26 protein-coding genes are annotated in these 26,855 nt (G+C 63.2%); 13 read left to right on the top strand and 13 right to left on the bottom strand.

The features are described 5' to 3' along the window. Nucleotides 1-80 precede the first annotated feature (80 nt). The 3 genes from aroQ (at nucleotide 81) to accC (ending at nucleotide 2,465) form a co-directional block, all read left to right on the top strand. Entirely contained in the window at nucleotides 81-515 is a 435-nt protein-coding gene (gene aroQ / locus ACOOE2_RS08870) for a type II 3-dehydroquinate dehydratase (RefSeq protein ID WP_420382651.1), read from the top strand. 126 nt (nucleotides 516-641) lie between these two features. Further along, a complete protein-coding gene (accB, locus tag ACOOE2_RS08865; protein WP_420382650.1) occupies nucleotides 642-1,112 on the top strand; it encodes an acetyl-CoA carboxylase biotin carboxyl carrier protein in 471 nt (156 codons plus the stop codon). A 9-nt stretch (nucleotides 1,113-1,121) separates the two neighbouring features. After that, nucleotides 1,122-2,465: an acetyl-CoA carboxylase biotin carboxylase subunit gene (accC, locus tag ACOOE2_RS08860; protein ID WP_420382649.1), complete on the top strand. Its 1,344-nt coding sequence runs from the start codon at nucleotides 1,122-1,124 to the stop codon at nucleotides 2,463-2,465. A gap of 148 nt (nucleotides 2,466-2,613) precedes the next feature. Here the strand turns inward: accC and ACOOE2_RS08855 are convergent, their stop codons facing one another. The 8 genes from ACOOE2_RS08855 to rsmI form a co-directional block, all read right to left on the bottom strand. Further along, nucleotides 2,614-2,979, bottom strand: a complete 366-nt coding sequence (locus tag ACOOE2_RS08855; RefSeq protein ID WP_420382648.1) for a hypothetical protein — start codon at nucleotides 2,977-2,979, stop codon at nucleotides 2,614-2,616. A 13-nt stretch (nucleotides 2,980-2,992) separates the two neighbouring features. Further along, nucleotides 2,993-3,409, bottom strand: a complete 417-nt coding sequence (locus tag ACOOE2_RS08850; RefSeq protein WP_420382647.1) for a hypothetical protein — start codon at nucleotides 3,407-3,409, stop codon at nucleotides 2,993-2,995. Nucleotides 3,410-3,484: 75 nt separating this feature from the next. After that, the gene (locus ACOOE2_RS08845) at nucleotides 3,485-3,808 is read right to left on the bottom strand and encodes an HdeA/HdeB family chaperone (protein ID WP_420382646.1); all 324 of its coding nucleotides are present in this window, start codon (nucleotides 3,806-3,808) and stop codon (nucleotides 3,485-3,487) included. A gap of 300 nt (nucleotides 3,809-4,108) precedes the next feature. Continuing rightward, complete coding sequence (locus tag ACOOE2_RS08840) at nucleotides 4,109-7,489, bottom strand: beta strand repeat-containing protein (protein ID WP_420382645.1); 3,381 nt, start codon at nucleotides 7,487-7,489, stop codon at nucleotides 4,109-4,111. A 21-nt stretch (nucleotides 7,490-7,510) separates the two neighbouring features. After that, nucleotides 7,511-9,172 (bottom strand): acid phosphatase, encoded by a 1,662-nt coding sequence (gene acpA, locus ACOOE2_RS08835; RefSeq protein WP_420382644.1) that lies wholly within the window; start codon nucleotides 9,170-9,172, stop codon nucleotides 7,511-7,513. Between the two features lie 10 nt (nucleotides 9,173-9,182). After that, on the bottom strand, nucleotides 9,183-10,139 hold the full coding sequence (gene gshB / locus ACOOE2_RS08830) for a glutathione synthase (protein ID WP_420382643.1): 957 nt from the start codon (nucleotides 10,137-10,139) through the stop codon (nucleotides 9,183-9,185). 205 nt (nucleotides 10,140-10,344) lie between these two features. Then, nucleotides 10,345-10,713: a YraN family protein gene (locus tag ACOOE2_RS08825; RefSeq protein WP_420382642.1), complete on the bottom strand. Its 369-nt coding sequence runs from the start codon at nucleotides 10,711-10,713 to the stop codon at nucleotides 10,345-10,347. Then, a complete protein-coding gene (gene rsmI, locus ACOOE2_RS08820) occupies nucleotides 10,710-11,585 on the bottom strand; it encodes a 16S rRNA (cytidine(1402)-2'-O)-methyltransferase (RefSeq protein ID WP_420382641.1) in 876 nt (291 codons plus the stop codon). Before rsmI ends, ACOOE2_RS08825 begins: the two co-directional genes overlap by 4 nt. Before the next feature lie 40 nt (nucleotides 11,586-11,625). Between rsmI and ACOOE2_RS08815 the strand changes: the two genes are divergently transcribed. Continuing rightward, the gene (locus ACOOE2_RS08815) at nucleotides 11,626-12,825 is read left to right on the top strand and encodes a penicillin-binding protein activator (protein ID WP_420382640.1); all 1,200 of its coding nucleotides are present in this window, start codon (nucleotides 11,626-11,628) and stop codon (nucleotides 12,823-12,825) included. Nucleotides 12,826-12,946: 121 nt separating this feature from the next. After that, nucleotides 12,947-14,962 (top strand): DNA topoisomerase IV subunit B, encoded by a 2,016-nt coding sequence (locus ACOOE2_RS08810; protein ID WP_420382639.1) that lies wholly within the window; start codon nucleotides 12,947-12,949, stop codon nucleotides 14,960-14,962. A 38-nt stretch (nucleotides 14,963-15,000) separates the two neighbouring features. Here the strand turns inward: ACOOE2_RS08810 and ACOOE2_RS08805 are convergent, their stop codons facing one another. Genes ACOOE2_RS08805 through ACOOE2_RS08795 form a run of 3 tightly spaced genes read right to left on the bottom strand, consistent with a single transcriptional unit; the run spans nucleotide 15,001 to nucleotide 16,435 of the window. After that, a complete protein-coding gene (locus ACOOE2_RS08805; RefSeq protein ID WP_420382638.1) occupies nucleotides 15,001-15,312 on the bottom strand; it encodes a type II toxin-antitoxin system RelE/ParE family toxin in 312 nt (103 codons plus the stop codon). After that, nucleotides 15,309-15,611 carry a ribbon-helix-helix domain-containing protein gene (locus ACOOE2_RS08800; RefSeq protein ID WP_420382637.1) on the bottom strand — a complete coding sequence of 101 codons (303 nt, stop codon included), beginning with the start codon at nucleotides 15,609-15,611 and terminating at the stop codon, nucleotides 15,309-15,311. The genes ACOOE2_RS08805 and ACOOE2_RS08800 overlap by 4 nt, the downstream gene beginning before the upstream one ends. Nucleotides 15,612-15,649: 38 nt before the next feature. Continuing rightward, a complete protein-coding gene (locus tag ACOOE2_RS08795) occupies nucleotides 15,650-16,435 on the bottom strand; it encodes a hypothetical protein (RefSeq protein WP_420382636.1) in 786 nt (261 codons plus the stop codon). Nucleotides 16,436-16,743: 308 nt separating this feature from the next. Between ACOOE2_RS08795 and ACOOE2_RS08790 the strand changes: the two genes are divergently transcribed. From ACOOE2_RS08790 to ACOOE2_RS08775, 4 genes are all read left to right on the top strand, one after another. Further along, entirely contained in the window at nucleotides 16,744-17,586 is an 843-nt protein-coding gene (locus ACOOE2_RS08790) for an AAA family ATPase (protein WP_420382635.1), read from the top strand. 7 nt (nucleotides 17,587-17,593) lie between these two features. Further along, a complete protein-coding gene (locus tag ACOOE2_RS08785) occupies nucleotides 17,594-18,019 on the top strand; it encodes a GFA family protein (RefSeq protein ID WP_420382634.1) in 426 nt (141 codons plus the stop codon). A gap of 3 nt (nucleotides 18,020-18,022) precedes the next feature. Continuing rightward, complete coding sequence (locus ACOOE2_RS08780; protein ID WP_420382633.1) at nucleotides 18,023-19,204, top strand: vWA domain-containing protein; 1,182 nt, start codon at nucleotides 18,023-18,025, stop codon at nucleotides 19,202-19,204. Between the two features lie 239 nt (nucleotides 19,205-19,443). Continuing rightward, nucleotides 19,444-20,748 (top strand): MFS transporter, encoded by a 1,305-nt coding sequence (locus tag ACOOE2_RS08775; RefSeq protein WP_420382632.1) that lies wholly within the window; start codon nucleotides 19,444-19,446, stop codon nucleotides 20,746-20,748. 155 nt (nucleotides 20,749-20,903) lie between these two features. On the opposite strand, the gene ACOOE2_RS08770 is transcribed toward ACOOE2_RS08775, so the two are convergent. Then, nucleotides 20,904-22,115: an exo-beta-N-acetylmuramidase NamZ domain-containing protein gene (locus tag ACOOE2_RS08770; protein WP_420382631.1), complete on the bottom strand. Its 1,212-nt coding sequence runs from the start codon at nucleotides 22,113-22,115 to the stop codon at nucleotides 20,904-20,906. Then, nucleotides 22,112-22,648, bottom strand: a complete 537-nt coding sequence (locus ACOOE2_RS08765) for a DOMON-like domain-containing protein (RefSeq protein WP_420382630.1) — start codon at nucleotides 22,646-22,648, stop codon at nucleotides 22,112-22,114. The genes ACOOE2_RS08770 and ACOOE2_RS08765 overlap by 4 nt, the downstream gene beginning before the upstream one ends. A 60-nt stretch (nucleotides 22,649-22,708) precedes the next feature. On the opposite strand from ACOOE2_RS08765, the gene tyrS reads away from it, so the two are divergent. From tyrS to cysK, 4 genes are all read left to right on the top strand, one after another. Then, nucleotides 22,709-23,953: a tyrosine--tRNA ligase gene (gene tyrS, locus ACOOE2_RS08760; RefSeq protein WP_420382629.1), complete on the top strand. Its 1,245-nt coding sequence runs from the start codon at nucleotides 22,709-22,711 to the stop codon at nucleotides 23,951-23,953. Between the two features lie 200 nt (nucleotides 23,954-24,153). Further along, a complete protein-coding gene (locus ACOOE2_RS08755) occupies nucleotides 24,154-24,492 on the top strand; it encodes a PilZ domain-containing protein (protein ID WP_420382628.1) in 339 nt (112 codons plus the stop codon). A gap of 111 nt (nucleotides 24,493-24,603) precedes the next feature. Further along, entirely contained in the window at nucleotides 24,604-25,896 is a 1,293-nt protein-coding gene (locus ACOOE2_RS08750; protein WP_420384583.1) for an MFS transporter, read from the top strand. After that, nucleotides 25,893-26,810, top strand: coding sequence for a cysteine synthase A (cysK, locus tag ACOOE2_RS08745; protein ID WP_420382627.1), 918 nt, complete (start codon nucleotides 25,893-25,895; stop codon nucleotides 26,808-26,810). Before ACOOE2_RS08750 ends, cysK begins: the two co-directional genes overlap by 4 nt. The last annotated feature ends 45 nt before the right edge of the window (nucleotides 26,811-26,855 follow it).

Raw genomic sequence — 26,855 nt, 5'->3', positions numbered from 1 at the left:
GCGACGGGTGGGGATGGCTTGCGCTTTCATCGCGGCTGTTTATCACGCCGGAATACCCGGAATTTGTGGAGCCTGCGCGCATGACCAGTCTCGTCTATGTTCTCAACGGCCCCAATCTTAATCTGCTCGGCACGCGCGAGCCCGAGATCTATGGCCATGACACGCTCGACGATATCGCCGGCATGCTGGAAGACCGCGCGCGCGCGCTCGATCTGGAAATCGACATGCGCCAGTCGAACCACGAGGGGCACCTGATCGACTGGCTGCACGAGGCGCAGGCCAACACTGCACGCGCGGTGCTGCTCAACGCCGGCGCGTTTACCCATACCAGCGTGGCGCTGCACGACGCGATCAAGGCGATACGCACCCCGGTGATCGAGGTCCATTTGTCCAATCCGCACAAGCGCGAGGCGTTTCGCCACACTTCGTTTGTCGGCATGGCCGCGCTTGGCACGGTCGCCGGATTTGGCGCAAACAGCTATCTGGTCGCGCTGGAAGCTGCCGCAAAACTGTAAAAAACCGGGGATTGCCTCAGCCCGCCGCTTACAACCCTCTTGCCAGCGCGCCACCGCGTGGGCATGGGCTGACGCTGGCTAATGAGTTCAGGCACGAAATCCATCCCCCCGCGAGGATCACGACACATGGCGCAAGACCGCGGCGCGAACACCGGCAGCATGACAGTAGACAGTGCCCTGGTGCGCGAACTGGCCGAATTGCTGACCGAAACCGGCCTTACCGAAATCGAAGTCGAAGATGGCACGCGCAAGATCCGCGTGGCCCGAACGGTCACTGCCGCGCCGGTCGCAGCGGCTTATGCACCGCCCGCGCCGGCAGCGACAGCGCCCGCCACCGCACCTGCCGCGCCTGTTGCAGAAGCCGCCGGCGCGGTGAAATCGCCGATGGTCGGCACGGCATATCTGTCGCCCGAACCCGGCGCATCGAATTACATCAGCGTGGGCCAGACGGTGAAAGCCGGCGACACGCTGCTGATCGTCGAGGCCATGAAAGTCATGAACGCGATCACCGCCCCAACGGCCGGCACGGTCAGCGCGATCCTCGTCGCCAGTGGTCAGCCGGTCGAATACGACCAGCCGCTGGTCGTGATCGGCTAAGCCCGGACCATGGCCATAAAGCGTATTCTGATCGCCAATCGCGGCGAAATCGCGCTGCGCATCCATCGCGCCGCGCGCGAAATGGGCATCGAGACCGTCGCGGTGCATTCCACCGCCGATGCCGATGCGATGCATGTCCGGCTCGCCGATTATTCGGTATGCATCGGGCCGCCCGCCGCCAAGGACAGCTATTTGAACGTTGCGGCGATCATTTCGGCCGCGGAAATCACCCAGGCCGATGCGATCCATCCCGGCTACGGCTTTCTGTCCGAGAATGCCAAATTCGCCGAAATCGTCGAGGCCCACGGCATCACCTGGATCGGGCCCAAGCCCGAACACATCCGCACGATGGGCGACAAGGTGGAGGCCAAGCGCACCGCGGGCAAGCTCGGCCTGCCGCTGGTGCCCGGTTCCGACGGCGCGATCGACGATCCGGCCGAGGCTGCGCTGATCGCGGCCGAAATCGGCTATCCGGTGATCATCAAGGCGGCCTCGGGCGGCGGCGGGCGTGGCATGAAGGTGTGCAACGGTCCCGAAGACCTGGCGCAACTGATGCAAGCCGCCGGCAGCGAGGCCAAGGCTGCGTTCGGCGATGCCACCGTCTATCTTGAAAAATACCTGGGCAATCCGCGCCATATCGAATTCCAGATTTTCGGCGACGGCAAAGGCAACGCGATCCATCTGGGCGAGCGCGATTGCTCGCTGCAGCGGCGCCACCAGAAAGTTCTGGAGGAAGCACCCTCGCCCGTCATTTCGACCGCAGAACGCAACCGCATGGGCGGGATCGTTTCCGGCGCGATGGCCGACATGGGCTATCGCGGCGCCGGCACGATCGAGTTCCTGTGGGAAGGTGGCGAATTCTACTTCATCGAGATGAACACCCGGCTGCAAGTCGAACATCCGGTGACCGAAGCCATCACCGGTCTCGATCTGGTGCGCGAACAGATCCGCATCGCCGATGGCCGACCGCTGTCGGTCACGCAGGATGAAATCGTATTTTCCGGCCATGCGATCGAATGCCGGATCAACGCCGAAGACCCGTTCAATTTCACCCCGTCACCGGGCCTGGTTACCGCGTATCACGCGGCGGGCGGCATGCATGTCCGCGTCGATTCGGGGCTCTATGCCGGATACCGGATCCCGCCCTATTACGATTCGATGATCGCCAAGCTGATCGTCTATGGCCGCACGCGCGAAGGCTGCATCATGCGGCTGAAGCGCGCGTTGCAGGAAATGGTGATCGAAGGCGTGAAAACCTCGATCCCGCTGCACCAGCGCCTGCTCGAGGATCCGATGATCCTGAACGGCGATTATTCGATCAAATACCTCGAGGAATGGCTCACCGACGCGTGACACCGCCTTGGCTTCCGGGCTGCGCCAGGGCGGCTGCGATCTTCAGGTCGGCGCCACGATCGGTCCTGACGGTTTTTGGATAACCAAAGGGGTCCGCTTGGCAGTGAAAAGGCCAAGCTTCCGCGGGCTTTCACCGCCATGAGCGGCATCACTGTTGAATGATACGTTCGGCCCGGCTGGAAAAGCTGTCGAGCGCTTGACGTTTGGCCGCTTTGCCCAATTCGTCGTGGTGGTTGATCGTGGGGCAGTACGCGGTGACAAGATAGTTCACAATCTCGTCGCGCGATGCTCCAGCGTGGCGAGCCCTGAGGCTCGCTGCGACCTCGGCGATCTCGTTTTTATCGCCATGTCCCAACTGCGCGCCGGCCGCAGCGATCTGTGCCGGCGTTTCATGGAGCGTGTCTGCTGTCCCGCGTTCGGGCGCGGGGCAGTCGATGCGATCATGCGCGCCGGAGCAGCCCGCGACCGCGCAGAGCAGCATGAGCGCTGCGCCGCGCATCGTCGTCCCGTTCATGGCCGGCTGACCCTTACCAGCCAAAGCCCGGTCCATACCCGAAGCCGGGTCCAAAGCCGCCCCACATGCCCCAATTCCACGCGGGATCGGAATATTCCTGTGCGGCAAGCGCGTTCTCGTCGGCGATATGTTCACGCTGCATCTCACGGCGATAACGGCCATAGGCGCGCTGGTCGCCGACGTAGAGGCAATTGCAACCGGTGGGGTCGGCAAAGACATAATTCACCTGATCGCCGCGCACGCGCCGGACGAACCGGTGCGGCGGAAGCTTGGCAAGCATTTCCTGTCGTTGCGGTGTGTTGGCCGGCTTTTCGACGAAGCCGGCTGCGGAAAGATCGTCTTCCTTGTGCGAAACGTTCGACATAGTCGCGCACCCGCTGATCATCAGCATGGAGGCGGCCGCAGCCATCGCAAACGGGAGATGTTTCATTGCGCTTGTTCCTCTGGCATCGTGGTGGTTGCATCGGTCCGCCGGTCACCCGCACGGGTCGAAAGTATAATGTTGCTAGACATGGCGACGGATGTCGTCGTTCAACTTGTCCCACGCCTGTTTCAGTTCGGTCATGAACGGCGCCTGCGGTCCGCGGCGGCCTTGATCGGTTACGATGGGGATGAGACGCTCGGTTTCCTCGATGTCCATGACGGCATCTTGCGGCCTGCCTTTTCTCCAAGCGCCCTCGGCCCAGCAAACGACCTTGGGCAGCGTGACTTCGTCGTACGAGACGAATTCGCGGCAGGTGATCGTTGCGTGCATCGGGGTCGCGGCAAATGCCGGGGAGGTGGCGAGAATGCCAGCCGCAAGGATCAGCGACAGGGGCAGGCGCATCATAGCTCGGCTTTCCTAATCGTCTTCCAACGGAATACGCGGCACGGCCGATCCGGGTCCGACATGATCAGGATTTAATGTTTGAACAATCCGAATACGGTTACGCTCGCGCAGAGCGCGGTTATGAACGGAACGCGCTGGTGTGCGCAGCGCGGCAAATGCGGACGACCGCTCGCCCCTCGAAACGCGCCGCGGGGGACGGCACCAACCGACGGCGCGTCATCGAAATGTCATCGCCCTGGCGCGCCACCCCTCCACCACGCCCCAAGAGTGGCGCGGTCTGTCTCTTCGTTCAGGGGAGGATCAGGTGAAATGCACTTGCGCTGAAGTCAGTTTCGAGGCGGTGAAATTGGTCAGCCGGATGCTGTCATTGGCATCGAGCGTGATCAGCGTATCGGCGCCGACCTGGGTGATGTCGCCCGAACTCATCAGGTGCGCCCAGTTGTCGAAATCGCTCGCGCTCACCTGCAACGTATCGGACGCGGCGAAACCGTTGATCACATCCTTGCCGCCGATGCCCTGCTTGAACGCCAGTGTTTCAGTCGTCCCGAACAGCGTGACCGTGTCGCTGCCGGCAAAGTTCACCGTGATGCTGCTGCCATTGATCCCTACTTGCGCGTCCACGAGGTTCAGCGTGCCGGTCGATCCCCATTCGGTGTCCCACACGCCGTTGGTGTTCTGCAGCGTCGCCGCATTGCCGGTGCCGCCGGCAAACCCGATCGTATCGCCGCCACCGGTCACGATCGCGGTCGCGCTGGTCAGATCGATGGTGCCGCCGCCGGGCGCCCAGACGGTATCGGAGGTACCGCCGGTGTTGTACAATCCCACGACATTGCCGGTGCCGCCGGCAAAGCTGATCGCATCGCCGCCGCCCGCAATCGCGGCCTGCGCGCTGGTCAGGTAGATCGTTTCCCCACCCGGCGCCCAGATGTTGTCCCACGTGCCACCGGTGTCGTACAGCCCGACGACATTGCCCGTGCCACCGGCAAAGCTGATCGTATCGCCGCCGCCTGCGATCGCCGCCTGCGCGCTGGTCAGGTAGATCGTGTCGCCACCCGGCGCCCACACACTGTCCCAGCTTCCGCCGGTGTCGTACAAACCCACGACATTACCGGAGCCGCCGGCAAAACTGATCGTGTCGCCACCCCCGGCAATCGCCGCCTGCGCGCTGGTCAGGTAGACCGTGTCACCGCCCGGCGCCCACACGCTGTCCCAGCTTCCGCCGGTGTCGTACAAACCGACGACGTTGCCGGTGCCACCTGCAAAACTGATCGTATCGCCACCGCCGGTAATGGCCGCCTGCGCGCCGGTCAGATAGATCGTACCCGCCGATCCCGAAATCGAATCCCACGATCCGTCGGTGCCATACAGCCCGATGATATCGCCACTGCCGGCAAACCCGATCGAATTGCCGCCCCCGGTAATCGCCGACTGCGCGCCATTGAGCGTCAGGTTTTCGCCCGACCCCGTCACGCTGTCCCAATTGCCCGCGGTGCCCGTCATTGTCACGATATCGCCGCTGTCGGGCATGAGGATCGTTTCGTTGCCGCCGTCGATTACCATTGTGTCGGCATTGCCCAATGTGGCGATCAGGCTCGCGCCGGTTACATTGACGTATGAGTTGTCGGTTTCGATCACGGAACCGCCATTGGTCGTCGTGCCGGACTGCGCAAAAATCACCGTATCTACGGCCGCAGCGTTCTGGCTGTTGCCGCCGACTGTGGCCAAAGTCGCCCCTTCGAGCCTGATCGTGTTGGACGAGCCGTTGCTGCTGACCTTCAGCGAGCCCGTGTCGGCGTCCACCGTTTGGTTGTTGCCGGTCGCGGCCAGACTGGCTCCAATCAGGTCGATCGTACCGTTGTTGCCGTTGACCGCATCGCCGGTCACGCTGGCGTTATACAGGCTCAGCGTCTGGCCGGCATACAGTTCGAACGTATTGCCATCGCCAGTCCACGCAAGCGTGGCGGCGGTAAGGTCAACCACCCCGTCGGCAAATTGCAGATCCTGGATGCTGGCCAGATGGTCGGTCCCGTCGGGAGAGCCGGCGCGCAAGTCAGCCAGGACGAAGCTGTAATCGGCCGCCTCGGTGATGCGATAGGCGTTCTTGACCCCGCTATAGACTGCGGTGTTGATCCCCGTGCCGCCATCGAGATAATCGTTGCCCGACGATCCGATCAGCACGTCGTTGCCGCCACCGCCATAAAGTTGATCGACATACCCGGTCGTGGGCGACGCTGTTCCGCTGGACAGGCCATAGATCGTGTCGTTGCCGGCACCGCCTGTGACGATCACGTTCGCTTGCAGAAATCCGCTCAGATCGAGCATCGTGGCGGCGTCCGACAAATGGAATTGCGTATTCTGCCCTGTTGATCCGGCCAGCGAAACAGTGCCCCCATCGGTCAATTGCACGTTCGCAACCGACAGGCTGGTCGTGAAAAACGCCAGTTCTTCGGTGGTCAGCGTCACACTCGAAACGCCGGATGCCGATATCGCCAGCGACTCGAAATTGGTGATCGCGGCATGCGTCAGGTCGCCGCCATTGAAAGTCATCGTGTTTACGCCGGTGCCACCGTCATACGTGCCGGTTATCGTTCCGGTCGCAGTGTTGTTGATAGTGACGCTATCGTTGCCCCCGGCACCCTCGATCACATCGCCCTGTCCGGTGCTGTTGATCACATCGCCGCCGCTGCTTCCCGTGATGGTATTGGGTCCGCTACCACCATTGATGGTAACGCCGGGCGACCCCGGGACGGCGCCGCCGGAAGTGACAGTCGCCCCCGTGAAATCGATCGAACCACCGGCTGGAGCCAGCGTGATGGCGAAGTTGGCCAGCGACTTGCCCGCCATGCTGATCGCTGCGGTGCCGTTGACCACCAGCGTACCGGTGATCGACGTAAACCCCGCAACGTCGCTCGCGCTCACGATGGTGAAATATTGGGTGTTGAGCGAGGTAAACCCCGAAATGACAAAGCCACTGAGATCCATGCCGCTGGCGTCGAGGTACAGGCTGCTCGTCCCGGTGGAACCGGTAAATGTCGAACCCTTGGTCGGCGGGCCGATCAAATACACCGACAAATTGCCCGACCCGCCGGTGATATTGACGAGTCCCGCGTCGACATTGACGGAATCCGTGCCGCTGCCGCCGATAAACGTGCCACCGCCATAGCCCAGGTCGGCAAAGCCACCGCCACTGCCCGAAGTCACTGTTACCCCGCTCGCCGCGACGTGAACGAAATACGCAAAATTGCCGCCAAAGAACGACATCCCCGCGTTGTCGAGCTCGAAGAACGGGGAATTCTGCGGCTGATCAAGCAACTGCGTGTGCGAAAAATCGACGCTTGTGACGCCCGCGCCAAAATAGGTGGGGCCGGTCTTGAGAACCTGAAGGCTCGCAAAATTGGCGATGCCGTTACCCACGATCGTGTATTTGCCGTCGAGCTCGGTCACCCCGGCCAGTTGCGAGATATCGAGCGTGACCGTACCCGACGAATTGTTCACGATCGTCTGGAAATTTGCGACAGTGTCCTGGCTCAGGTCGGTGGCATTATCGATGACCAGCGTGTTGGTGCCACCGCCACCATCGAACACCGAGCCCGCCTGCTCGACGTCATTCGGCCCAATCAAGAACGTGTCATTGCCACTGGTACCGTTATAAACCGTCATCGTGATCCCACCCAACCGCATTTGACCGTATCATGGTCACACCTAAGCCAGGTCGAGCGCCCCGGTCAAATCGCCCGGCGCCGGCCCGCCCGCCTCGACCATCGCCTTGTCGCGCAGCGCAAGGCCATCCAATTTTTCCAGCCCGAACCGTCGCGTGATCAGGCGCAGGATCGAGCCGGTGTCGTAGGTGGTGTGATCGACATGGCCCTTCCTGGCATGCGGGCTGATCACCAGCGCGGGCACGCGCGTGCCCGGGCCCCAGCGGTCGCCCTTTGGCGGGGCGACGTGGTCCCACCAGCCGCCATTTTCATCGAACGTGATCACGATCACCATGCGATCCCACTGCGGACCGGAGCGCAAGGCATCGACCACCGCCGCAATATGCCGATCGCCCGAATCGACATCCGAATACCCCGCGTGCATGTTCAGGTTGCCCTGCGGCTTGTAGAACGTGACTGGCGGCAATGTTCCTGCCACCGCATCGGCGATCAGGTGGTTGGTGCGCGCCGTATCGCCCACCCCTGCATCGCGCAGGCGCAAGTCGCGTTGCGGCGTGTCCGGCGCCAGTGCGGCGAAATAGTTGAAAGGCTGATGGTGATACTGGAAATTGGGTGCAGGCGGATATTGCCCGTCGGTCATCATCCCCGCCAGCGTTGCGGCCCAGCCACCGGCATACCACGCCCATGCCACGCCGGCCTTGTCCAGCTTGCTGCCGATCGTATCATGCGTTTGCGGCATCAGCACGTTCGCGTCACTGGCCAGCGCCCAGCCCGGCTTCATCACATCGGACGATGGTGACGGCTGAAACGGTGGCATCATCGTGTTGACCACGGCAAATTCGGGATAGCCCGGCGCAGGCGGTGCAATCGTGCTGGGAACGAATACGGCCGGGCCGTCGATCGCGCTGGCCTTGCATTCGGGCGTACGTTTCAGCCGGACGCCGCCGGGGCCATCGTCGAGTTGCGCGATCATGTCGCGCGCGATGCTGGTATCGGCATGCGGATAGACCGGCGGGGCGGCGGCGACCAGATACTGATGGTTGACGAACGAGCCGCCGAACACGCCCATGAAAAACCGGTCGCACAGCGTGAATTCGCGCGCGAGCTGCCATAGCCGCAAATCGCGCCGGGTCTGCGCGTAATACCCCATGACCAGCCCGCCACTATCGCCCCACGCGGCAAACCCGTCGTTGCGCCCGCCGTTGATCTGCATCTGGTTTTCGTAGAAACGGTGAACGAGATCGCGCGTCACCACGCCGGTCGGCAGCGGATCGCCCGCCAGCGTCGACAGGGCGAAGGGTCCATTTGACAGTTGCGGCAGGTCATCCTCACCGATGACATGCGTGCGGTGTTCGACAACCTGTTCGGCCGGAACGATGCCGTCCCACACCGGCGGCAGATGCGGCATGATGCTGCCATCGCGATCGCGCTGTGCCGCGCGTTCGGGCGATACGCCCGACAGCGGCTCGGCCAGGCCCGGGAAATCGGCGAACAGATTGTTGAAGCTGCGGTTTTCGGCGTAGATGACCACGATGGTGTCGATGTGATGCGCCAGCGCGGCATCCACAGACTTGTGCCCGGGCTTATCGACAGGCTTGTCCACAGCCGCCGCCTGGGCGGTTCCGGTCAGCGCCGCCGCGCCAATGCCGAACGCAAGCCCGCCAAGAACGCCGCGCCGATCGGTTTTCAGGTCATCCTTGCTCATTTGCAAACCCTCAAGCTGTCAGGCGGCGCTCGATCGCATGCCAGATGGCGCCACCGGTATCGGTACCATCGAATGTTTCGATCGCGACTATGCCCGTCGGGGAAGTCACATTGATTTCAGTCAGCCATTTTCCGCCGATGACATCGATACCGACGAACACCAGCCCCTTGGCTTTCAGATCGGCGCCCATCGCGGCGCAGATTTCCGCCTCGCGATCGGTCAGCGTGCTTTTTTCGGCATAGCCGCCGACCGCCAGGTTCGAGCGAAATTCGCCCACGCCCGGCTTGCGGTTGATCGCGCCCAGCACTTCGCCATCGACCAGCACGATGCGTTTGTCGCCCTCGGCCACTTCGGGCAGGAACGTCTGGACCATGAACGGTTCGGGCCAGACCTGGCCGAACAGTTCGGCCAGCGCCGACAGGTTGCTGCCATCGGGTTCGATCTTGAACACCGCCTTGCCGCCATTGCCGTGCAGCGGCTTGACCACCACCGCGCCGCCGCCGTGGCTGGCCTGAAACGCGCGGACATCGGCGGCCGAGCGCGTGATCAGCGTGGGCGGCATGAACCGCGCATAATCGAGCACATAGACTTTTTCGGGCGCATTGCGCACCGAATGCGGATCGTTGACGACCAGCGTTTCGCCCTCGAGCCGTTCGAGCAGATGCGTCGCGGTGATATAGCCCAGATCGAACGGCGGATCCTGGCGCATCAACACCACGTCGATGTCGTGGCCAAGGTCGATCTTGCGCATTTCTCCCAGGGTATGATGATCGCCATGCACACGCTGCACGGTGACAGGCGACGCCTCTGCGGTGACACGACCGGCTTCCCATGCCAGCGAGCGGACATCGTAGACCCATAGCTGGTGGCCGCGCGCCTGCGCCGACAGCATCAGGTGAAACGAGGAATCCCCGGCGATATTGATCGTGGCAATGGGGTCCATCTGGACCGCGACGCGGATCGTCATGTGCTCGACTTCCTGTGATGATGCAGTGATACGAACGCACGATGACACAACCTGCTCCCCTCCCCTTCAGGGAGGGGCCGGGGGTGGGGCCTCTCCCCACTCGCCGAGTCCGCCCGAAGCGTAGAATGATGCCGAGAGGCCCCACCCCAACCCCTCCCCAGAAGGGGAGGGGCTTTAGAAAAGTGCGATCATCGCAGGCCCGGTATCAGGGCTGCCAGACGTGGGTGATGTGGCGCGGCCAGTGCCATGGTGCAAGCAATATCACATCGATCCGCACGTCATCCGTGGGCCGCGCCAATTGCGGCGCCAGCGCCTGCGCCACCCGCGCGGCGCGGAGCAGGCGGCGCTCGTCGATCGCCTGGTCGAGCGCCTTGGCCTCGCGGCGCCATTTCACCTCGATAAATGCCAGAACGCGGCCGCGTCTGGCGATGATATCCACCTCGCCCACGCCGCGCCCATGCCCCACGCGCACCTGGCGTTGCAAAATCCGCCAGCCTTTGGCGCGCAGATACCACGCCGCCGTCCGTTCGCCGCGCTGCCCATCGCGTTCGGCACGCGACTTTCGCCTGCTCATGCGGGATCGGATTGCAGCGCAAGCGCCCGCACATACAGATCCTTGCGATCAAGGCCCGTCGCACGCGCAACTTCCTTGGCCGCCTTGGCGACGGGCAGCCGCGCCAGCGCCTCGTATAGCGCGGCGTCGATTGCGGCCTCGTCGGGCTTGGGCGCCTCACCCTGCGGCCCGGCGAGCACGACGATCTCGCCCCGGGGCGGATGTTCGCGGTAATGCGCGGCCAGTTCGCTTGCGCTACCCCGGCGGCATTCCTCGAACAGCTTGGTCAGTTCGCGCGCCACCGCGATCTCGCGCCGGGGGAGCAACTCGGCCATCGCATCCAGCGTATCGGCCAGGCGCGGTCCGGTATCATAGAACACCAGCGTCGCCGGCACCCCTGCCAGCTCGCGCAGAACATCGCCGCGCGCCTTGTCCTTGCCCGGCAGAAATCCGCCGAACAGAAAGCGGTCGGTCGGCAATCCGGCCAATGTCAGCGCGGTGATCAGCGCGCTTGGCCCCGGCAGGCTGGTGACCATGATGCCTTCGGCCTGCGCCGCGCGGACCAGCCGATAGCCGGGGTCGGAAATCAGCGGTGTGCCGGCGTCGGACACCAGCGCCACGGGCTCGGTCCGCATCTGCGCGATCAGCGCATCGCGCGCCGAGACGTCGGCATGATCGTCATAGCGGCGCAACGGTTTGCGAATTCCCAGATGCGCCATCAGCTTGCCCGTGACGCGCGTGTCTTCGCACGCTATGGCAGCAACCGCGCCCAGAACTTCGACGGCGCGCCGGGTCATGTCTCCAAGATTGCCAATCGGGGTGGCAACAATATACAGGCCCGGTTCGAGCGTGGGATTATCGGGCGACCGGTCTTCGATAGAGAGATTGTCCATCGCACGAGCATGGACCGCCGCAGGGGAACGAGGCAAGCCAATGATCAGGTATCGCAACGATAATCGCACAAGCGTTCTGCGCCGCGCGGTGGCGGCCGCCACCCTGGCGTTGCTGGCCGGGTGCGCGGTCGTGCCCAAACCGGTGGCACACGCGCCGGTGCAGCGCCCGGTCGAAGCCGCGCCGCAGGCCAATGTCCTGCCCAGCGACACCGATCGCCACCGCATCGCGCTGCTCGTGCCGATGACCGGCGCCAATGCCGCGATCGGCCAGGCGATCGCCAATGCAACGACGATGGCGCTGCTCGACACCAATGCGGCGAATTTGCGCATCACCACGTACGACACTGCCGCGTCCGGCGCAGGCCCGGCCGCAGCCAAAGCGATTGCAGACGGCAACAAGCTGATCCTGGGGCCATTGAATTCCGAAGACGTCGGCGCAGTTGCTGCCGCGGCGCGCCCGGCGCATGTGCCGATGATCACGTATTCCAACGACGCCGATGCCGCCGCGCGCGATGTGTTCGTCTTTGGCCAGGCGCCCGGGCAATCGGTCGCGCGCGTGATCGGCTATGCCCGCGCGCATGGCATCACCGCTGTCGGCGCGCTGATCCCGACAGGCGTGTATGGCCAGCGGGTCGCCGCCGGGCTAAACGGTGCGGCACGGCAGTACAATGTGCGCGTGACAGACGTGGAAACCTACGAACGCACCAACACGTCGGTCGCCAGCGCAATCCGCCGGGTGAAAGCCAAGGGCCAGGTCGATGCAATCGTGATTGCGGACCGCGCGCGGATCGCCGCGCTCGCCGCGCCGATGGCCAATGGCGTGCGCCTGCTCGGCACCGAATTGTGGGCAGGCGACGCCACGATCACGCATATGGCGCCCTTGCGCGGTGCGTGGTTTGCCGCAATTTCGGACAAGCGCTTTGGCCAGTTCGAAACGTCGTATCACAACCGGTTTGGCGTCAACCCACCGCGCATTTCGACGCTTGGCTATGACTCGGTGCTGCTGACGCTGAACGTCGCGCGCAGCTGGCGATCGGGCACCGTGTTCCCCACGGGCAAGCTGTTTGATTCGCAAGGCTTCATCGGGCTGGACGGCGTGTTCCGTTTCAACGAATTCGGCATTGCCGAACGCGCGATGGAAGTGCGCGAAGTCGGCACCGGGACGTTCACGACAATCAGCCCGGCGCCTGTGCATTTCACGCAGGAGGATTACCAGATCCAGCATCGCGCCGGGATCTGAGCTGCCAGCTACAATCCCGAACCCTCGCTCGTTTGGTGGGCCACGCGTGTGCTAAAAAGCGGCGGAATAAGCGCCTCCCCCGCCTTGCGCTGGATTCCCCCCATCCGCTATGACGCCCCGCATGGCAGATGACTTGTTCGACAAGCAGACCGCGCTGCTCGCCGCCGCGGAGAGTTACGATGGCTCTGCGATCGAGGTCCTCGAAGGGCTGGAGCCGGTCCGGCGTCGCCCGGGCATGTACATCGGCGGCACCGACGAACGCGCGCTGCACCATCTCGTCGCCGAAGTGCTCGACAATGCGATGGACGAAGCCGTCGCGGGCCATGCCAACCGCATCGAGATCACGCTGGAGGAAGAACCCGGGGCGCCCGGCCGGATCACGATCAGCGACAACGGGCGCGGCATTCCGGTCGACGAACACCCCAAATATCCGGGCAAATCCGCGCTCGAAGTGATCATGACCACGCTCCATTCGGGCGGCAAGTTTTCAGGCAAGGCCTATGCCACCTCGGGCGGCCTGCACGGCGTGGGCATTTCGGTGGTCAACGCGCTGTCGACGCTGACCCGGGTCGAAGTCGCGCGCAACAAAGGTCTGTATGCGCAGGAATTTTCCTGCGGGTTCGCCAAGGGCCCGATCGAAAAGATTGGCAATGCGCCCAACCGGCGCGGCACCACCGTCACATTCGTGCCCGATATCTCGATCTTTGGCGCCGATGCCAAATTCAAGCCGGCGCGGCTGTTCCGGCTGGCCCGGTCAAAGGCCTATCTGTTCGCGGGCGTCGAAATCCGCTGGAAATGTGCGCCCGCGCTGTGCGTCGACGATGTCCCCGCAGAAGCCACGTTTCAGTTTCCCGGCGGCCTGGCCGATCACCTGGCCGAACAGATCGCGTCGCGCGAATGCGTGACGACGGTGCCGTTTACCGGCAGGCAGGATTTTCCTCCGGGCCCCGGCGGTGAAGAAATGGGCCGCGTCGAATGGGCGATCGCCTGGCCGTTGTGGTCCGACGGCACCTACAGCTACTATTGCAATACCATCCCCACCCCCGATGGCGGCACGCATGAACAGGGTCTGCGCGCCGCGCTGACGCGGGGCATCCGCGCATTCGGAGAGCTGATCGGCCAAAAAAAGGCCAAGGACATCGCGCCCGAGGACATGATCACCGGCAGCGAAGTGATGCTGTCGGTGTTCGTGCGCGACCCGCAGTTCCAGAGCCAGACCAAGGACCGCCTGACCAGCCCCGATGCCGCGCGGATGGTCGAGGCGGCAATGCGCGACCATTTCGACCATTTCCTGACCGACAATATGGATCGCGGCAAGGCACTGCTCGGCTCGGTGATGGATCGCATGGACGAGCGGCTGCGGCGCAAGGCCGAGCGCGAGATCAAGCGCAAGACTGCGACGAACACGCGCAAATTGCGGCTGCCGGGCAAGCTGACCGATTGCACCGGCGAAGGCAGTGGCGAGACCGAACTGTTCATCGTCGAAGGCGACAGCGCCGGTGGCAGCGCCAAGCAGGCGCGCGATCGCAAGACCCAGGCGATCTTGCCCATCCGCGGCAAGATCCTCAATGTCGCCTCGGCCACCAACGACAAGATCCGCGCCAACCAGGAAATCGCCGATCTCAATCTCGCGCTCGGCTGCGGCAATCGCAAGGACTGCAACCCCGACGCGCTGCGCTATGACCGCATCGTGATCATGACCGACGCCGATGTCGACGGCGCGCATATCGCCACGCTTTTGATGACGTTCTTTTTCCAGGAAATGCCCGAAGTCGTGCGGCGCGGACACCTGTACCTCGCCCAGCCGCCGCTCTATCGCCTGACTTCGGGAACGCTCAGCGCCTATGCCCGCGACGATGCCCATCGCGCCGAGCTGGAAAAAACCACGTTCAAGGGCAAGAAGGTCGAGGTCGGCCGGTTCAAGGGCCTGGGCGAAATGAACCCAGGGCAATTGCGCGAAACCACGATGAGCCCGGCGACGCGATCGCTGCTGCGCGTGACCCTGCCCGAAACGCATGAACAGCGCCACGTGATCAAGGACCTGGTCGACCGCCTGATGGGCCGCAATCCCGAACACCGCTTCATGTTCATCCAGAACCGCGCGGCGGATATCGATCCGGATCTGATCGACGCCTGAGTTGCCGTGCCCTTTGGCCGTTTACCTCACCCCCGGAATCACGTCATCTCGCCGGCAAGCTTGTCGATCCGATGCATTCGCTCATGCAAGATCGTGATGATACCCACCGAGCCGTCGCTCAACACCCGCCAATAAATATAGTGATGCTCATATCGGCAAAAGTACCCGCGCGCACCGAATTCGGCGGGGATAACGCGCCACGAAACTGATCGAGCAGCGATCGCCTCGAACCGGGCAATGAACCCCAATCCATAGCGCTCCGCTTGTGCCTGACCCCATCTGTCGTATGTATGGTCGTATATCTCATCGAGCCGATCATCGGCCCTTTCCGAAATGCGATACACCGTCACGCAGCCCGGCGTTTACGATTCCGCGCGATGAAATCTTCCGCTGTCAAAGATCGAAATTCCTCATCCGGCGTTGCAAATGCAGCCTGCAATTCGGCTTTCAACCGTTCGAATGCGACCTCGTCAGCCAGGGCCTTGTCCTTCCGGATCAGATCCCGCACATACTCGCTGACATTGTCATAGCTGCCGTCCTCACCGACATTGGCGGCCACGAATTCGCCAAGCACACCGCCAACCCGGACATTGAGAGTCATGTTCGCCATGCGACGTTCTCCTGAACAGATGTCCTCGATATACCACATATTCTTTACAAGACAATCTTCCCCGCAACGGGCCAGACCTAATCACCCGCCGGATGCTCCAAGGGATTGGCACCTTCGGTCGCTTTTTCAAACTCGCTGAACGTGTAGGTGATATGCACCCGCGTGCCGAGCAGCGTCTTGCCGTTCAAGCGCGGCGGGCGTACTTCGAACTGCCAGGATGCCTCGCGCAACACCCGCGCCATGCCGGTTCCGCGCGGGGTTTCGCTGACTTCGTGGCAATCGTCGACATGATAGTTCTCGATCATGCGGCATTCGATCGTCGCCATCCGGCCGGGATCCTGGCCCGGCTTCATATACGAGTCCAGCGCGCGCTTTGGCGGTTTGCGATACCATTCCACGTTGTAGAAGCTCGATTCTCCGGGCCCGTTGTCGCCGCCCTTGCCGCCGCCGGCACCATCGTCGTGGCCCTGGCCGCCGCCGCCTGTCGAATGGATATTGCTGATATCCGAATTGGCCAGATCGGCATGGTTCATATGGATGAACCCGGGCGGCCATTCGACTTTGTGGGGGTTTTCGATATTGACATGCGGCGGCAGTTTGATCGCGGCTTGCGTCTGGATCGGCACGTTGTTCTGTTTGGGCTTCGACTTGGCCCCGGCATGCGCTTTCAAGATTTCCTGGGGCGGCGGGGTCAGCTTGATTGCGGTCAACAGATTGGCCGGTTCGCCCTTCTGGATGGTGAGCGCCGCCATCGACAGGATCAGAAGCAGCAGCAGCGCGCAGATGCCGAGCGACAGAAGCGCCGCGACATAGCGCGATCGCGTCGGCGAATGATAATGGCTGCGCTCATAGGGCGCATCCACTGGTGCGCTTGGCACGGCACTGCCGGGGGAGGAAGGCTGGGACAAATCCATTACCCGATAAACGCTTCCGACCGAGCCTTGTCTGCAAAAGGGCGCAAAAAATTCAGGGCACCGCCAATGCAACAAGACCAGTTGATCACATGGCCGGTCCCCGATTGCTGCCCTGCCAAGCCGCTGCGCGCTATGCAACGGTTTTTCCGGCATTACCGTGACTTGTGATACCCTTTGCGACTTATTACCACGCCTCTTGCCGGGGGCGCACGTTGACGGTAGCGTTAACCCCTTGGTTAAGCGGGCAGGACAGATCGATGCGTTTCGAAGGCACCAGCAATTATGTCGCCACAGACGACCTGAAAGTCGCCGTCAATGCCGCCGTGCTGCTGCGCCGCCCGCTGCTGGTAAAGGGCGAGCCGGGTACCGGCAAGACCGTGCTGGCGCATGAAATTGCCAAAGCCGTCGGCGCGCCGCTGATCGAATGGAATGTCAAATCGACCACCAAGGCGCAGCAGGGCCTGTATGAATACGACGCGGTGGCCCGCCTGCGCGATGGCCAACTCGGCGACGAGCGCGTCCACGACATCGCCAACTATATCAAGAAGGGCAAATTGTGGGAGGCGTTTACCGCGCCGCAACTGCCCGTCCTGCTGATCGACGAAATCGACAAGGCCGACATCGAATTCCCCAACGACCTGTTGCAGGAGCTCGATCGCATGAGCTTCGACGTCTATGAGACGCAGCAGCGGATCACTGCGGTCGAGCGCCCGATCGTGGTGATCACGTCGAACAACGAAAAGGAATTGCCCGACGCGTTCCTGCGCCGCTGTTTCTTCCACTATATCAAGTTTCCCGACCGCGACACGATGCGCGCGATTATCGATGTCCATTTCCCCGGTATCCAGCGCACGCTGATCGCCAAGGCGATGGAGGTGTTCTACGAAGTGCGCGACGTGCCGGGCCTGAAGAAAAAGCCGAGCACGTCCGAACTGCTCGACTGGCTCAAACTGCTGCTCAACGAAGACATGCCGCTCGACGTGCTGCAAAACCGCGACCCGACCAAGGCAATCCCGCCGCTGCACGGCGCGCTTTTGAAAAACGAGCATGATATCATGCTGTTCGAACGGCTGGCCTTCATGTCCCGCCGCAACGGATGATCGCGTCATGAGCTATACCGGAAAATGCGCGTGTGGCGCGGTAACCTTGCAGATCGACGCCAAGCCGCTGGCCACGCGCCAGTGCTGGTGCCGCCAATGCCAGGCGATCGCGGCGGGCGGCCCAACCACCAATGCGATCTTTCCCGCCGACGCGGTCGCGATCGAGGGCACGCTCGGTACATCGAGCTGGAATGCAGACAGCGGCAACACACTGACATTTCATTTCTGCGCCGCGTGCGGGTCGCAGGTCTATGGTCAGAGCTCGGCGCGCCCCACCATGAAGACCGTGCGGTTCGGCGTGATCGATCAGCCGCACGACTTGGCCCCCTCGGCAGTCATCTGGACCGAGGACGCGCCTCCATGGGCGGTGTTTGACCCAACGCTGGAGCTGTTCGCGCGTCAGCCCCCTGCCCCGCCCACGCCTGCGGCCTGAACCATGTTTTTCAACTTCGTCGATGAATTGCGCAGCGCCGGGATTTCGGCCAGTTTCAAGGAGCACCTGGTGCTGCTCGAAGCGCTCGAAAAGGACGTGATCGACAGCACGCCCGAGGCTTTTTATTATCTGGCGCGCGCGACCTTCGTCAAAGACGAAGGCCTGCTCGACCGCTTCGACCAGGTGTTCAACAAGGTCTTCAAGGGCATCCTGTCCGATTACGGGCAGAAACCGGTCGATGTACCCGAGGACTGGCTGAAGGCGATCGCCGAGAAGTTCCTCAGCGCAGAGGAAATGGCGGCGATCAAGGCGCTCGGATCCTGGGAAGAGATCATGGAGACGTTGAAGAAACGGCTCGAAGAGCAGGAAAAACGCCACCAGGGCGGCAGCAAATGGATCGGCACCGGCGGCACCAGCCCGTTCGGCAATGGCGGATACAATCCCGAAGGCGTGCGCATCGGCGGCGAAAGCAAGCACGGCCGCGCGATCAAGGTGTGGGAAAAGCGCGAGTTCCAGAACCTCGACAGCACGCGCGAACTGGGCACGCGCAATATCAAGATCGCCTTGCGCCGCCTGCGCCGGTTTGCCCGCGAAGGCGCTGCGGATGAACTCGATATCGACGCAACGATCGAGGGCACGGCGCGCCAGGGCTGGCTCGACATCCGCATGCGGCCCGAACGGCACAATGCGGTCAAGCTGCTGCTGTTTCTCGATGTCGGCGGTTCGATGGACCCGTTCATCAAGCTCGTCGAGGAGCTGTTCAGCGCGGCGACCAGCGAGTTCAAGAACATGGAATTCTATTATTTTCACAACTGCCTGTATGAAGGCGTGTGGAAGGACAACCGCCGGCGCTTTGCCGAACGCACTCAGACATGGGACCTGCTTCACAAATTCGGCCATGATTACAAAGTGATCTTTGTCGGCGACGCGGCGATGAGCCCCTATGAAATCACCCACCCGGGCGGATCGGTCGAACATTTCAACGAGGAAGCCGGCGCGGTGTGGCTGCACCGCGTGGCGCAGACGTATCCTGCGACGGTGTGGCTCAACCCGGTGGCCGAGAAGCAATGGGCCTATTCGCAATCGACCAAGCTGATCCGTGATCTGGTTGGCGGGTCGATGCATCCGCTGACGCTGGGCGGCCTCGATGCGGCGATGCGCGAACTGACGCGCAAGAAGGGCTGAACGCGCTTCGCATTTGCAAGATAAACGCAGCCGTCGTCCCGGACCTGATCCGGGACCCCGCTTTCTTCCGCGCAAAGCCAGAGAAGAAGCGGGACCCCGGATCAAGTCCGGGGAGACGAGAGCGACATTTGTGAGGCGTAAACTCGTGAAATCCAAAAAAGGTGCACCGCCGCCTTGACCTGTCGCAGCGCAGACTGATTAGTGCCCCATACCCCGCGCCCACCCGAAAAAGGAAATCCATGGCTTCGTCTGCGCATGACGCCCGCATTGCCCGCCGCGCGATCATCGCGGCCACGTGCGGCAATGCGCTCGAATTCTATGATTTCGTGACGTACGCCTACTTCGCGATTCAGATCGGCCACACGTTTTTTCCCTCGACGTCCAGCTTTCTCAGCCTGATGGGATCGCTTGCCACATTCGGCGCCGGATTTGCCGCGCGGCCGATCGGCGCCTGGGTCATCGGCGGCTATGCCGACCGGGTCGGGCGCAAAAAGGGCATGTTCCTTTCAATGCTGCTGATGGGCGCCGGGATCTTCGCGCTCGCGCTGACGCCGGGCTATGCCACGATCGGCATTGCCGCGCCGATCATCGCGATCTGCGCCCGGCTGTGCCAGGGGTTTGCGCTGGGCGGCGAAGTCGGTGCGGCGACGACCTACATGCTCGAAGCCGTCCCGCCCGAACGGCGCGGCTGGGCCTCGAGCTGGCAGAATTCCAGCCAGATGGTGGCATTCACCGTCGGCGCGCTGGTCGCCTTCATGCTCAGCCTGGTGTTCGACGATGCCCAGTTGTCGGCGTTCGGCTGGCGTATCGCGCTGCTCGCGGGCACGCTGATCCTGCCGTTCGCGCTGGTGATCCGGTCGAGCCTGCCCGATTTTCCAGCGCATGCCGAAACGCCGATGACCGAGGCCGAAGCCCTGTCGGCGACGCCGGCCGGGTTCTGGCGCATCGTCATCCTGGGCATGGTGATCATCGGCACGGGTACCACGACGACGTATATCTTTCTGTATATGGCGACCTTTGCGCAGCATACGCTGCACCTGCCGGCGTGGGTCGGCATGGCGGGCGATCTGGCGTGCAATGGTGCGGGCATGGTCACCGCGATCATCGGCGGCTGGCTGTCCGACAAGGTCGGGCGGCGCCCGGCGATGATCTGGCCGCAACTGGGGTTCGTGATCCTGATCCTGCCGATGTTCGCCTGGTTTCTGGGCGCGCCCACAGTGGCGGCGTTCGTGGTGGTCAATCTCGTGCTGTCGGGCCTGGGCACGATGCCGTTTTCCGCCGCGTTCACCGCCGTGGCCGAAAGCCTGCCGCGCGGCATGCGCGCACGCGCGTTTGCGCTGGTCTATACTATCCCTGTGACGACGATGGGCGGATCGACCCAGCCGGTCCTGGCGTGGCTGATCGAAGTTACCCACAATCCGGCGGTGCTGGCCTATTACATGATGGCGATCGCCTGCACGAGCCTGGTCGCAATGCTGTTCCTGCCCGAAAGCGCGCCGATGAGCATTCGGCGCGGGCGTGCGCGTGGGGTGGTGCCGGCGTAAGACAACCTCTCACCACGCGCCAACTTCGGATATCCGGGTACTCCCCCACCCCACACGTCTCCCCGGACTTGATCCGGGGTGACGTAGTGGATGGGTAGGATTTATTCGGCGCGGTGAGGAGACGCGGTCTGGCGTGCCGAGCTACTGCACCCGCCTTAATACAGCCGATACCGCCGCGTTTCGGTCACCCACGCCGCCTCATCCCGCGTCGCCAGAGCTTCCAGATCGCCAGGCGTCGCGCCCAGGTCATCTACCCATTCGCGCAACCCCGGACCGCCGTTGATCACATCGATCGCCAGCCGGTTCTCGACGTATTCGTACGGGAAATCGCGCCACAGCGGGTAGTCGGGATACAGCGTCCGGATGGCCTTGAACGCCAGCGACTGCAGCCGCCATGGCCGGAACGCGTGGTGGTCGTAATATGGCCCCTCGGCATGGATCATCAGCGCCGAACACGCCTGGTGCGCGTGTTTGTGAAACGTCGGTTCGAACCAGCATTCGCGCAACGCGCAGCCGCTCATCCAGTGCGGCGCAAACCGCTGCATTTCTGCCAGCACGTCGCGCGCAGCGACATCGGGCGCGCCGAACAGCACTTCCAGCGGCCGCGTCGTCCCGCGCCCTTCGGACACGGTTGCGCCTTCGATCATGACCGTTCCGGCATAGGCGCGCGCCATGTTCAGGCTGGCCGCATTGGGCGACGGATTGATCCATATGCGATCGGTGGGCCACCCGAACCCGGGCGCGGCATCGCCCTGCCACCCGTCCATCGCGATCACCCGGTAATCGACATCGAGCCCGAAGTGATCGACAAACCAGCGGCCCATCTCACCCAGCGTCAGCCCATGGCGCATCGGCATCGGCCCCGCGCCGACAAAACTTTCATATCCTGGCAACAGCGTCATACCCTCGACCGGGCGGCCGGCGGGATTGGGCCGATCGAGCACCCACACCGCCTTGCCCGTGCCCGAAACGGCTTCGAGCAGGTACAGCAGCGTCGTCACGAATGTGTAGATCCGGCAGCCCAGATCCTGCAGATCGAACAGGAACACATCGGCGGTCTCGATCATCGCCGCGGTCGGCCGGCGCACTTGGCCATAGAGGCTGAACACCGGGATGCCATGATCGGGATCATGGAAATCCGCCGTTTCGACCATGTTGTCCTGCTTGTCGCCTTTCAGCCCGTGTTGCGGGCCGAATGCGGCGGTCAGTCTGATCTCGGGCAAGGCCGCCAGCGCATCGAGCGAATGGACCAGGCCGGCCGTAAGCGAGGCGGGATGCGCGACCAAGGCCACGCGCCGCCCGATCAGCGGCTGGCGCAATGCAGGATCGGTGATCAGGCGGTCTATGCCGAAGCGGACAGAAGTCATGCCCCGATCGGTGCCGCAAGCACGCCGGCAAGGCAAGCCGGATCATGGAAATCGGGCCGTTCTCCGCCATGCACCGGCGCCCAGAACGATTTCACCCCGCCCGCCTCCTCGATCACCGCCGTCAGCGCGTACCGCCAGGGCAGCGGCGGCAATTGCGCAGACGCGATCGCCACATCGCAAAACAGCACATCCCCGCCCCGGCGGGGCGTGATCACCGGCGCGCGCGCCATCGCGCGATCGGCCATGCCCTCGCGGTATCCGGTAAAATCGTAGGCCGCCCAGCGTTCTGACGGGGCGAAGTTGAATTCGGCGTAGCCGCGCTGCCCCGCCACGAACAGCTCGAAACACGTCGTCCGCCACAAGCCGTCGGCACGCCCATTGCCGGCAAAGGCAGGCACGACCACGCCTGCGGCGCCCTCGATTTTCCACCGCAACACGCACCAGTTCGCGTCCATCGACAACACCCGCGTGGTCACACAGCGTACGGCCGCGGGCGGATGCGCCGGGTGGGCAAGCAGGCCAAAAGTTTGCAACGTGAAAACTCCATGCTAGGCGCGCTGCACCATCGCAAACCTTGCGAATAGAAGGCCGTCATGACGCAATTCAAGTCCGATCTGCTCCGCCTGCTGTCAGAGCGCGGGCATATTCATCAGCTCACCGACGGTCACGGGCTCGACACGCTGGCCACCACTTCGATCGTGACCGCCTATACCGGGTTCGATGCGACCGCGTCTTCGCTGCATATCGGCAATCTGGCGTCGGTCATGCTGCTGCGCCGATTGCAACAGGCCGGGCACAAGCCGATCGCGCTGATGGGCGGGGGCACCACCAAGATCGGCGATCCCAGCGGCAAGGACGAAACGCGCAAGCTGCTGACGACCGAGCTGATCAACGCGAACATCACCAGCATCGCGCAGGTGTTTCATCGCCTGCTCGATTTCGGCGCCGATACAAACGGCGGGGGCCCGACCGACGCCATTATGGTCAACAACGACGACTGGTTGTCCGAACTGGGGTATATCGACCTACTGCGCAGTGTCGGCCCGCATTTCACGGTCAACCGCATGCTCGCGTTCGATTCGGTGAAAACCCGGCTCGATCGCGAACAGCCGCTGACCTTCCTCGAATTCAACTACATGATTCTCCAGGCCTACGATTTCCGCGAGCTGGCGCTGCGCCATGGCTGCCGGCTGCAGCTCGGCGGATCGGACCAGTGGGGCAATATCGTCAACGGCATCGAGCTGACGCGGCGGATGAATGCAATCGAGCTGTACGGCGCAACCACGCCGCTGCTGACGACCGCCGATGGCGCGAAAATGGGCAAGAGTGTCAACGGCGCAGTCTGGCTGAATGAAGACAGCCTGCCGGGTTACGACTTCTGGCAATACTGGCGCAATGTCGACGACCGCGATGTCGGCCGGTTCCTGCGGCTGTTTACCGATCTGCCGCTTGATGAAATCGCCCGGCTCGAAGCGCTGGCCGGCAGCGAGATCAACGCCGCCAAAGTGGTGTTGGCCAATGAAGTGACCACGCTGGTGCGCGGGCCCGACGCAGCGACCGCCGCGCAATCGACCGCAGCGGCCGCCTTTGCCGGCGGCGGCATCGGCCAGGATCTGCCCACCGCCGATGTCGGCCCCGATGGCATCGGCGTGATCGACGCGCTCATCACTTTGGGCTTTGCCGCCAGCCGCGGCGAGGCCAAGCGCCTGGTCGCGGGAGGCGGCGCGCGGGTCGACGGCGCGGCGATCAGCGATGAAAATCATGTGATCGTGCTGACGGGCGGCGAAGCGCGGCTGTCGTCGGGCAAGAAAAAGCACGGGATCTTGCGACGCGCGTAATTTCGTTTGAAACCAGAATGCTATCTGCAGCGCCAAAACCGTTATCAAACTATGTCCGGCAAACAGTTGCCCTACCCGGCAAGGGTTTGCCGCCGGTTTTACGAATTATAAGCCAATTGCCCCGATAACCGTGAGACGCCCGCTGGCCCTGTCGGCCTGTACGGGCACGATCGAATTCGTATCACGCAAAAGGAATGCCGATGTCAGGCGGGGCGCAACTATCGGTCACGGACCAGCGAAATTCCACCCGCCATCCGGTGGACCTGCCGGTGATCGCCGAACATCGCCGCATCGGCGATGTAAAGCTGCAGCTGATCAACGTATCGACCACCGGCTTCATGACGCGTGGTGCGCTGGATTTCGGGCGGGGCGAGCGCGTGACGATACGCCTGCCGCAGATCGGCCGGATCGAGGCATTTCTGGTATGGTCGGAAGGCGATCGTGCGGGGTTTCAATTTGAACGCATCATTCGCGCGGATGACTTTGGCAAGATGATCAAATCGCTTCAGCCCAATCCACGGTTGCGTCCGACCCACTGATTTTTATCAAGCAATTCAGTTGAGATTTAGCGCGCCAAACGTTTGATCTCTTGGCAAGCCGTCGCCGCGCTGTCATGCCTGCGAGGCGTGACCGATTCCACATCCTTCCCGATGCCCGCCTCGCCCCTGGCGATTGCCGATTACCGCAAGTTCTGGGTCGCGCGCTGCGCCTCGGTATTTGCGACCAGCGGCATGGTCGTCGTGCTCGGCTATCAATTGTACGATGTCGCGCGCGGCACATACGGCATGTCGATCAGGGCCGCGGCATTTCAGCTCGGTCTGCTTGGGCTTGTCCAGTTCCTGCCGCAGATCCTGCTGGCGCCGGTTGCGGGCGTCATTGCCGATCGGTTTGACCGGCGCAATATCACCGCGCTGGCGACTGCGCTCGATGTCCTGGTGGCGCTTGCGTTGACTTTGATCACCGCATTGGGAACGTTGTCGCTGCCATTCCTGTTCACGCTGGCGGCACTGCACGGCGCGATCCGCGCGTTCATCGGCCCCGCGCAATCGTCGATCGCGCCCAATATCGTGCCGGCCGCGCTGATGCCGCGCGCGATCGCGATCAGCGCCATGTCGTGGCAGGTCGGATCGATCGGTGGCCCGGCGCTGGCCGGCGTGATGTTTGCGCTCAATCCCGCGCTGCCGTATGGCGTGGCCACTGTCCTGCTGGTGATCGCTGCCACCGCCATCATCCGCATTCGCCCCGTACCGCCGCCGTCGGGCAATGCGCATGTGCATCCCTTGCGGCAGATGCTCGATGGCCTGGCCTATGTCTGGCAAGACCGGTTTCTGCTGGGCTGCGTCACGCTCGATCTGTTTGCGGTGTTGCTGGGTGGCGCGTCCGCTTTGCTGCCGGTGTATGCGCGCGATATTCTCATGTGGAACGGGCATGCGGTCGGTTCGTTCGGGCTGGGGCTGATGCGCGCCATGCCCAGCCTTGGCGCATCGGCGATCGGCCTGGTGATTGCCCGGCGGCCGATCGAAAACGACGTTGGCGCGCGCATGCTGATGTCGGTCGCGGTGTTTGGCGCGGCCACTGCCGCATTCGGCATCTCGCGCAATTTTGTGCTGTCGCTGGGCCTGCTCGCGCTGCTGGGCGCGGCGGACATGGTTTCGGTGTTCATTCGCAGCACACTGGTGCAGTTGCATACGCCCGATGCGGTGCGCGGACGGGTTTCGTCGATTTCGGGCCTGGCGATTTCGGCCTCGAACGAATTGGGCGAGATGGAATCGGGACTGGCCGCCGCGCTGCTTGGCGCAGCCGGCGCGGTGGTGTTCGGCGGGCTGGGCGCGATTGCCGTAACGCTGATCTGGACCTGGGCTTTTCCCGAATTGCGCCGCGCGCGCACGTTTGCAACGACTTACGCAGAACCCGAAAACACCTTGAAGGAGCAAGCGACATGAAAGTGGATTCCGTACTTGCGACGATCGGCCAGACCCCTCACATCCGGCTGGCCCGCCTGTTCCCCGACCACGAGGTGTGGATCAAGAGCGAACGATCCAACCCCGGCGGATCGATCAAGGACCGCATCGCGCTGGCCATGATCGAGGCGGCCGAAGCCGATGGCAGCCTGAAGCCCGGCGGCACGATTGTCGAGCCGACCTCGGGCAACACCGGCATCGGCCTGGCGCTCGTCGCTGCGGTCAAGGGCTATCGCCTGATCCTGGTCATGCCCGATTCGATGTCGATCGAACGCCGCCGGCTGATGCTGGCCTATGGTGCGACATTCGACCTGACCCCGCGCGAGCGCGGGATGAAAGGCGCGCTCGAACGCGCCAACCAGTTGCTGGACGAACATCCCGGCGCGTGGATGCCGCAACAATTCGAAAATCCGGCAAACATCGCGGCGCATGTCGCCACGACGGCCCAGGAAATACTCAACGATTTCCGCGACTCGCCGATCGACACGATGATCACCGGGGTCGGCACCGGTGGGCACCTGACGGGATGCGCCGAACGGCTGAAACAGGACTGGCCACATCTGAAAGCCTGGGCGGTCGAGCCGACGCTGTCGCCGGTCATCTCGGGCGGCCAGCCTGCGCCGCATCCGATCCAGGGTATCGGCGCCGGGTTCATCCCCGGCAACCTGCATACGCAGTCGATCGAGGGCGCAATCCAGGTCGACCCCGCCGACGCCAAGGAATGGGCCCGGCGCAGCGCGCGCGTTGAGGGCCTGCTGGTCGGGATCAGTTCGGGCGCGACACTGGCGGCCATCGCGCAGAAACTGCCCGAATTGCCCGCCGGAAACCGCGTGCTGGGCTTCAACTACGACACCGGCGAACGCTATCTGTCGGTCCCCGATTTCCTGCCGGAGTAACAACACGCGACCGCCAACACGTCGTTCCTGGGTCAAAGCCGGGGA

Origin of the sequence: Novosphingobium sp. (assembly GCF_965214355.1) — a bacterium.
GTDB lineage: Bacteria > Pseudomonadota > Alphaproteobacteria > Sphingomonadales > Sphingomonadaceae > Novosphingobium.
Note: the sequence above shows the minus strand (reverse complement) of the source record. Positions and strands in the feature narration are given on the sequence as shown.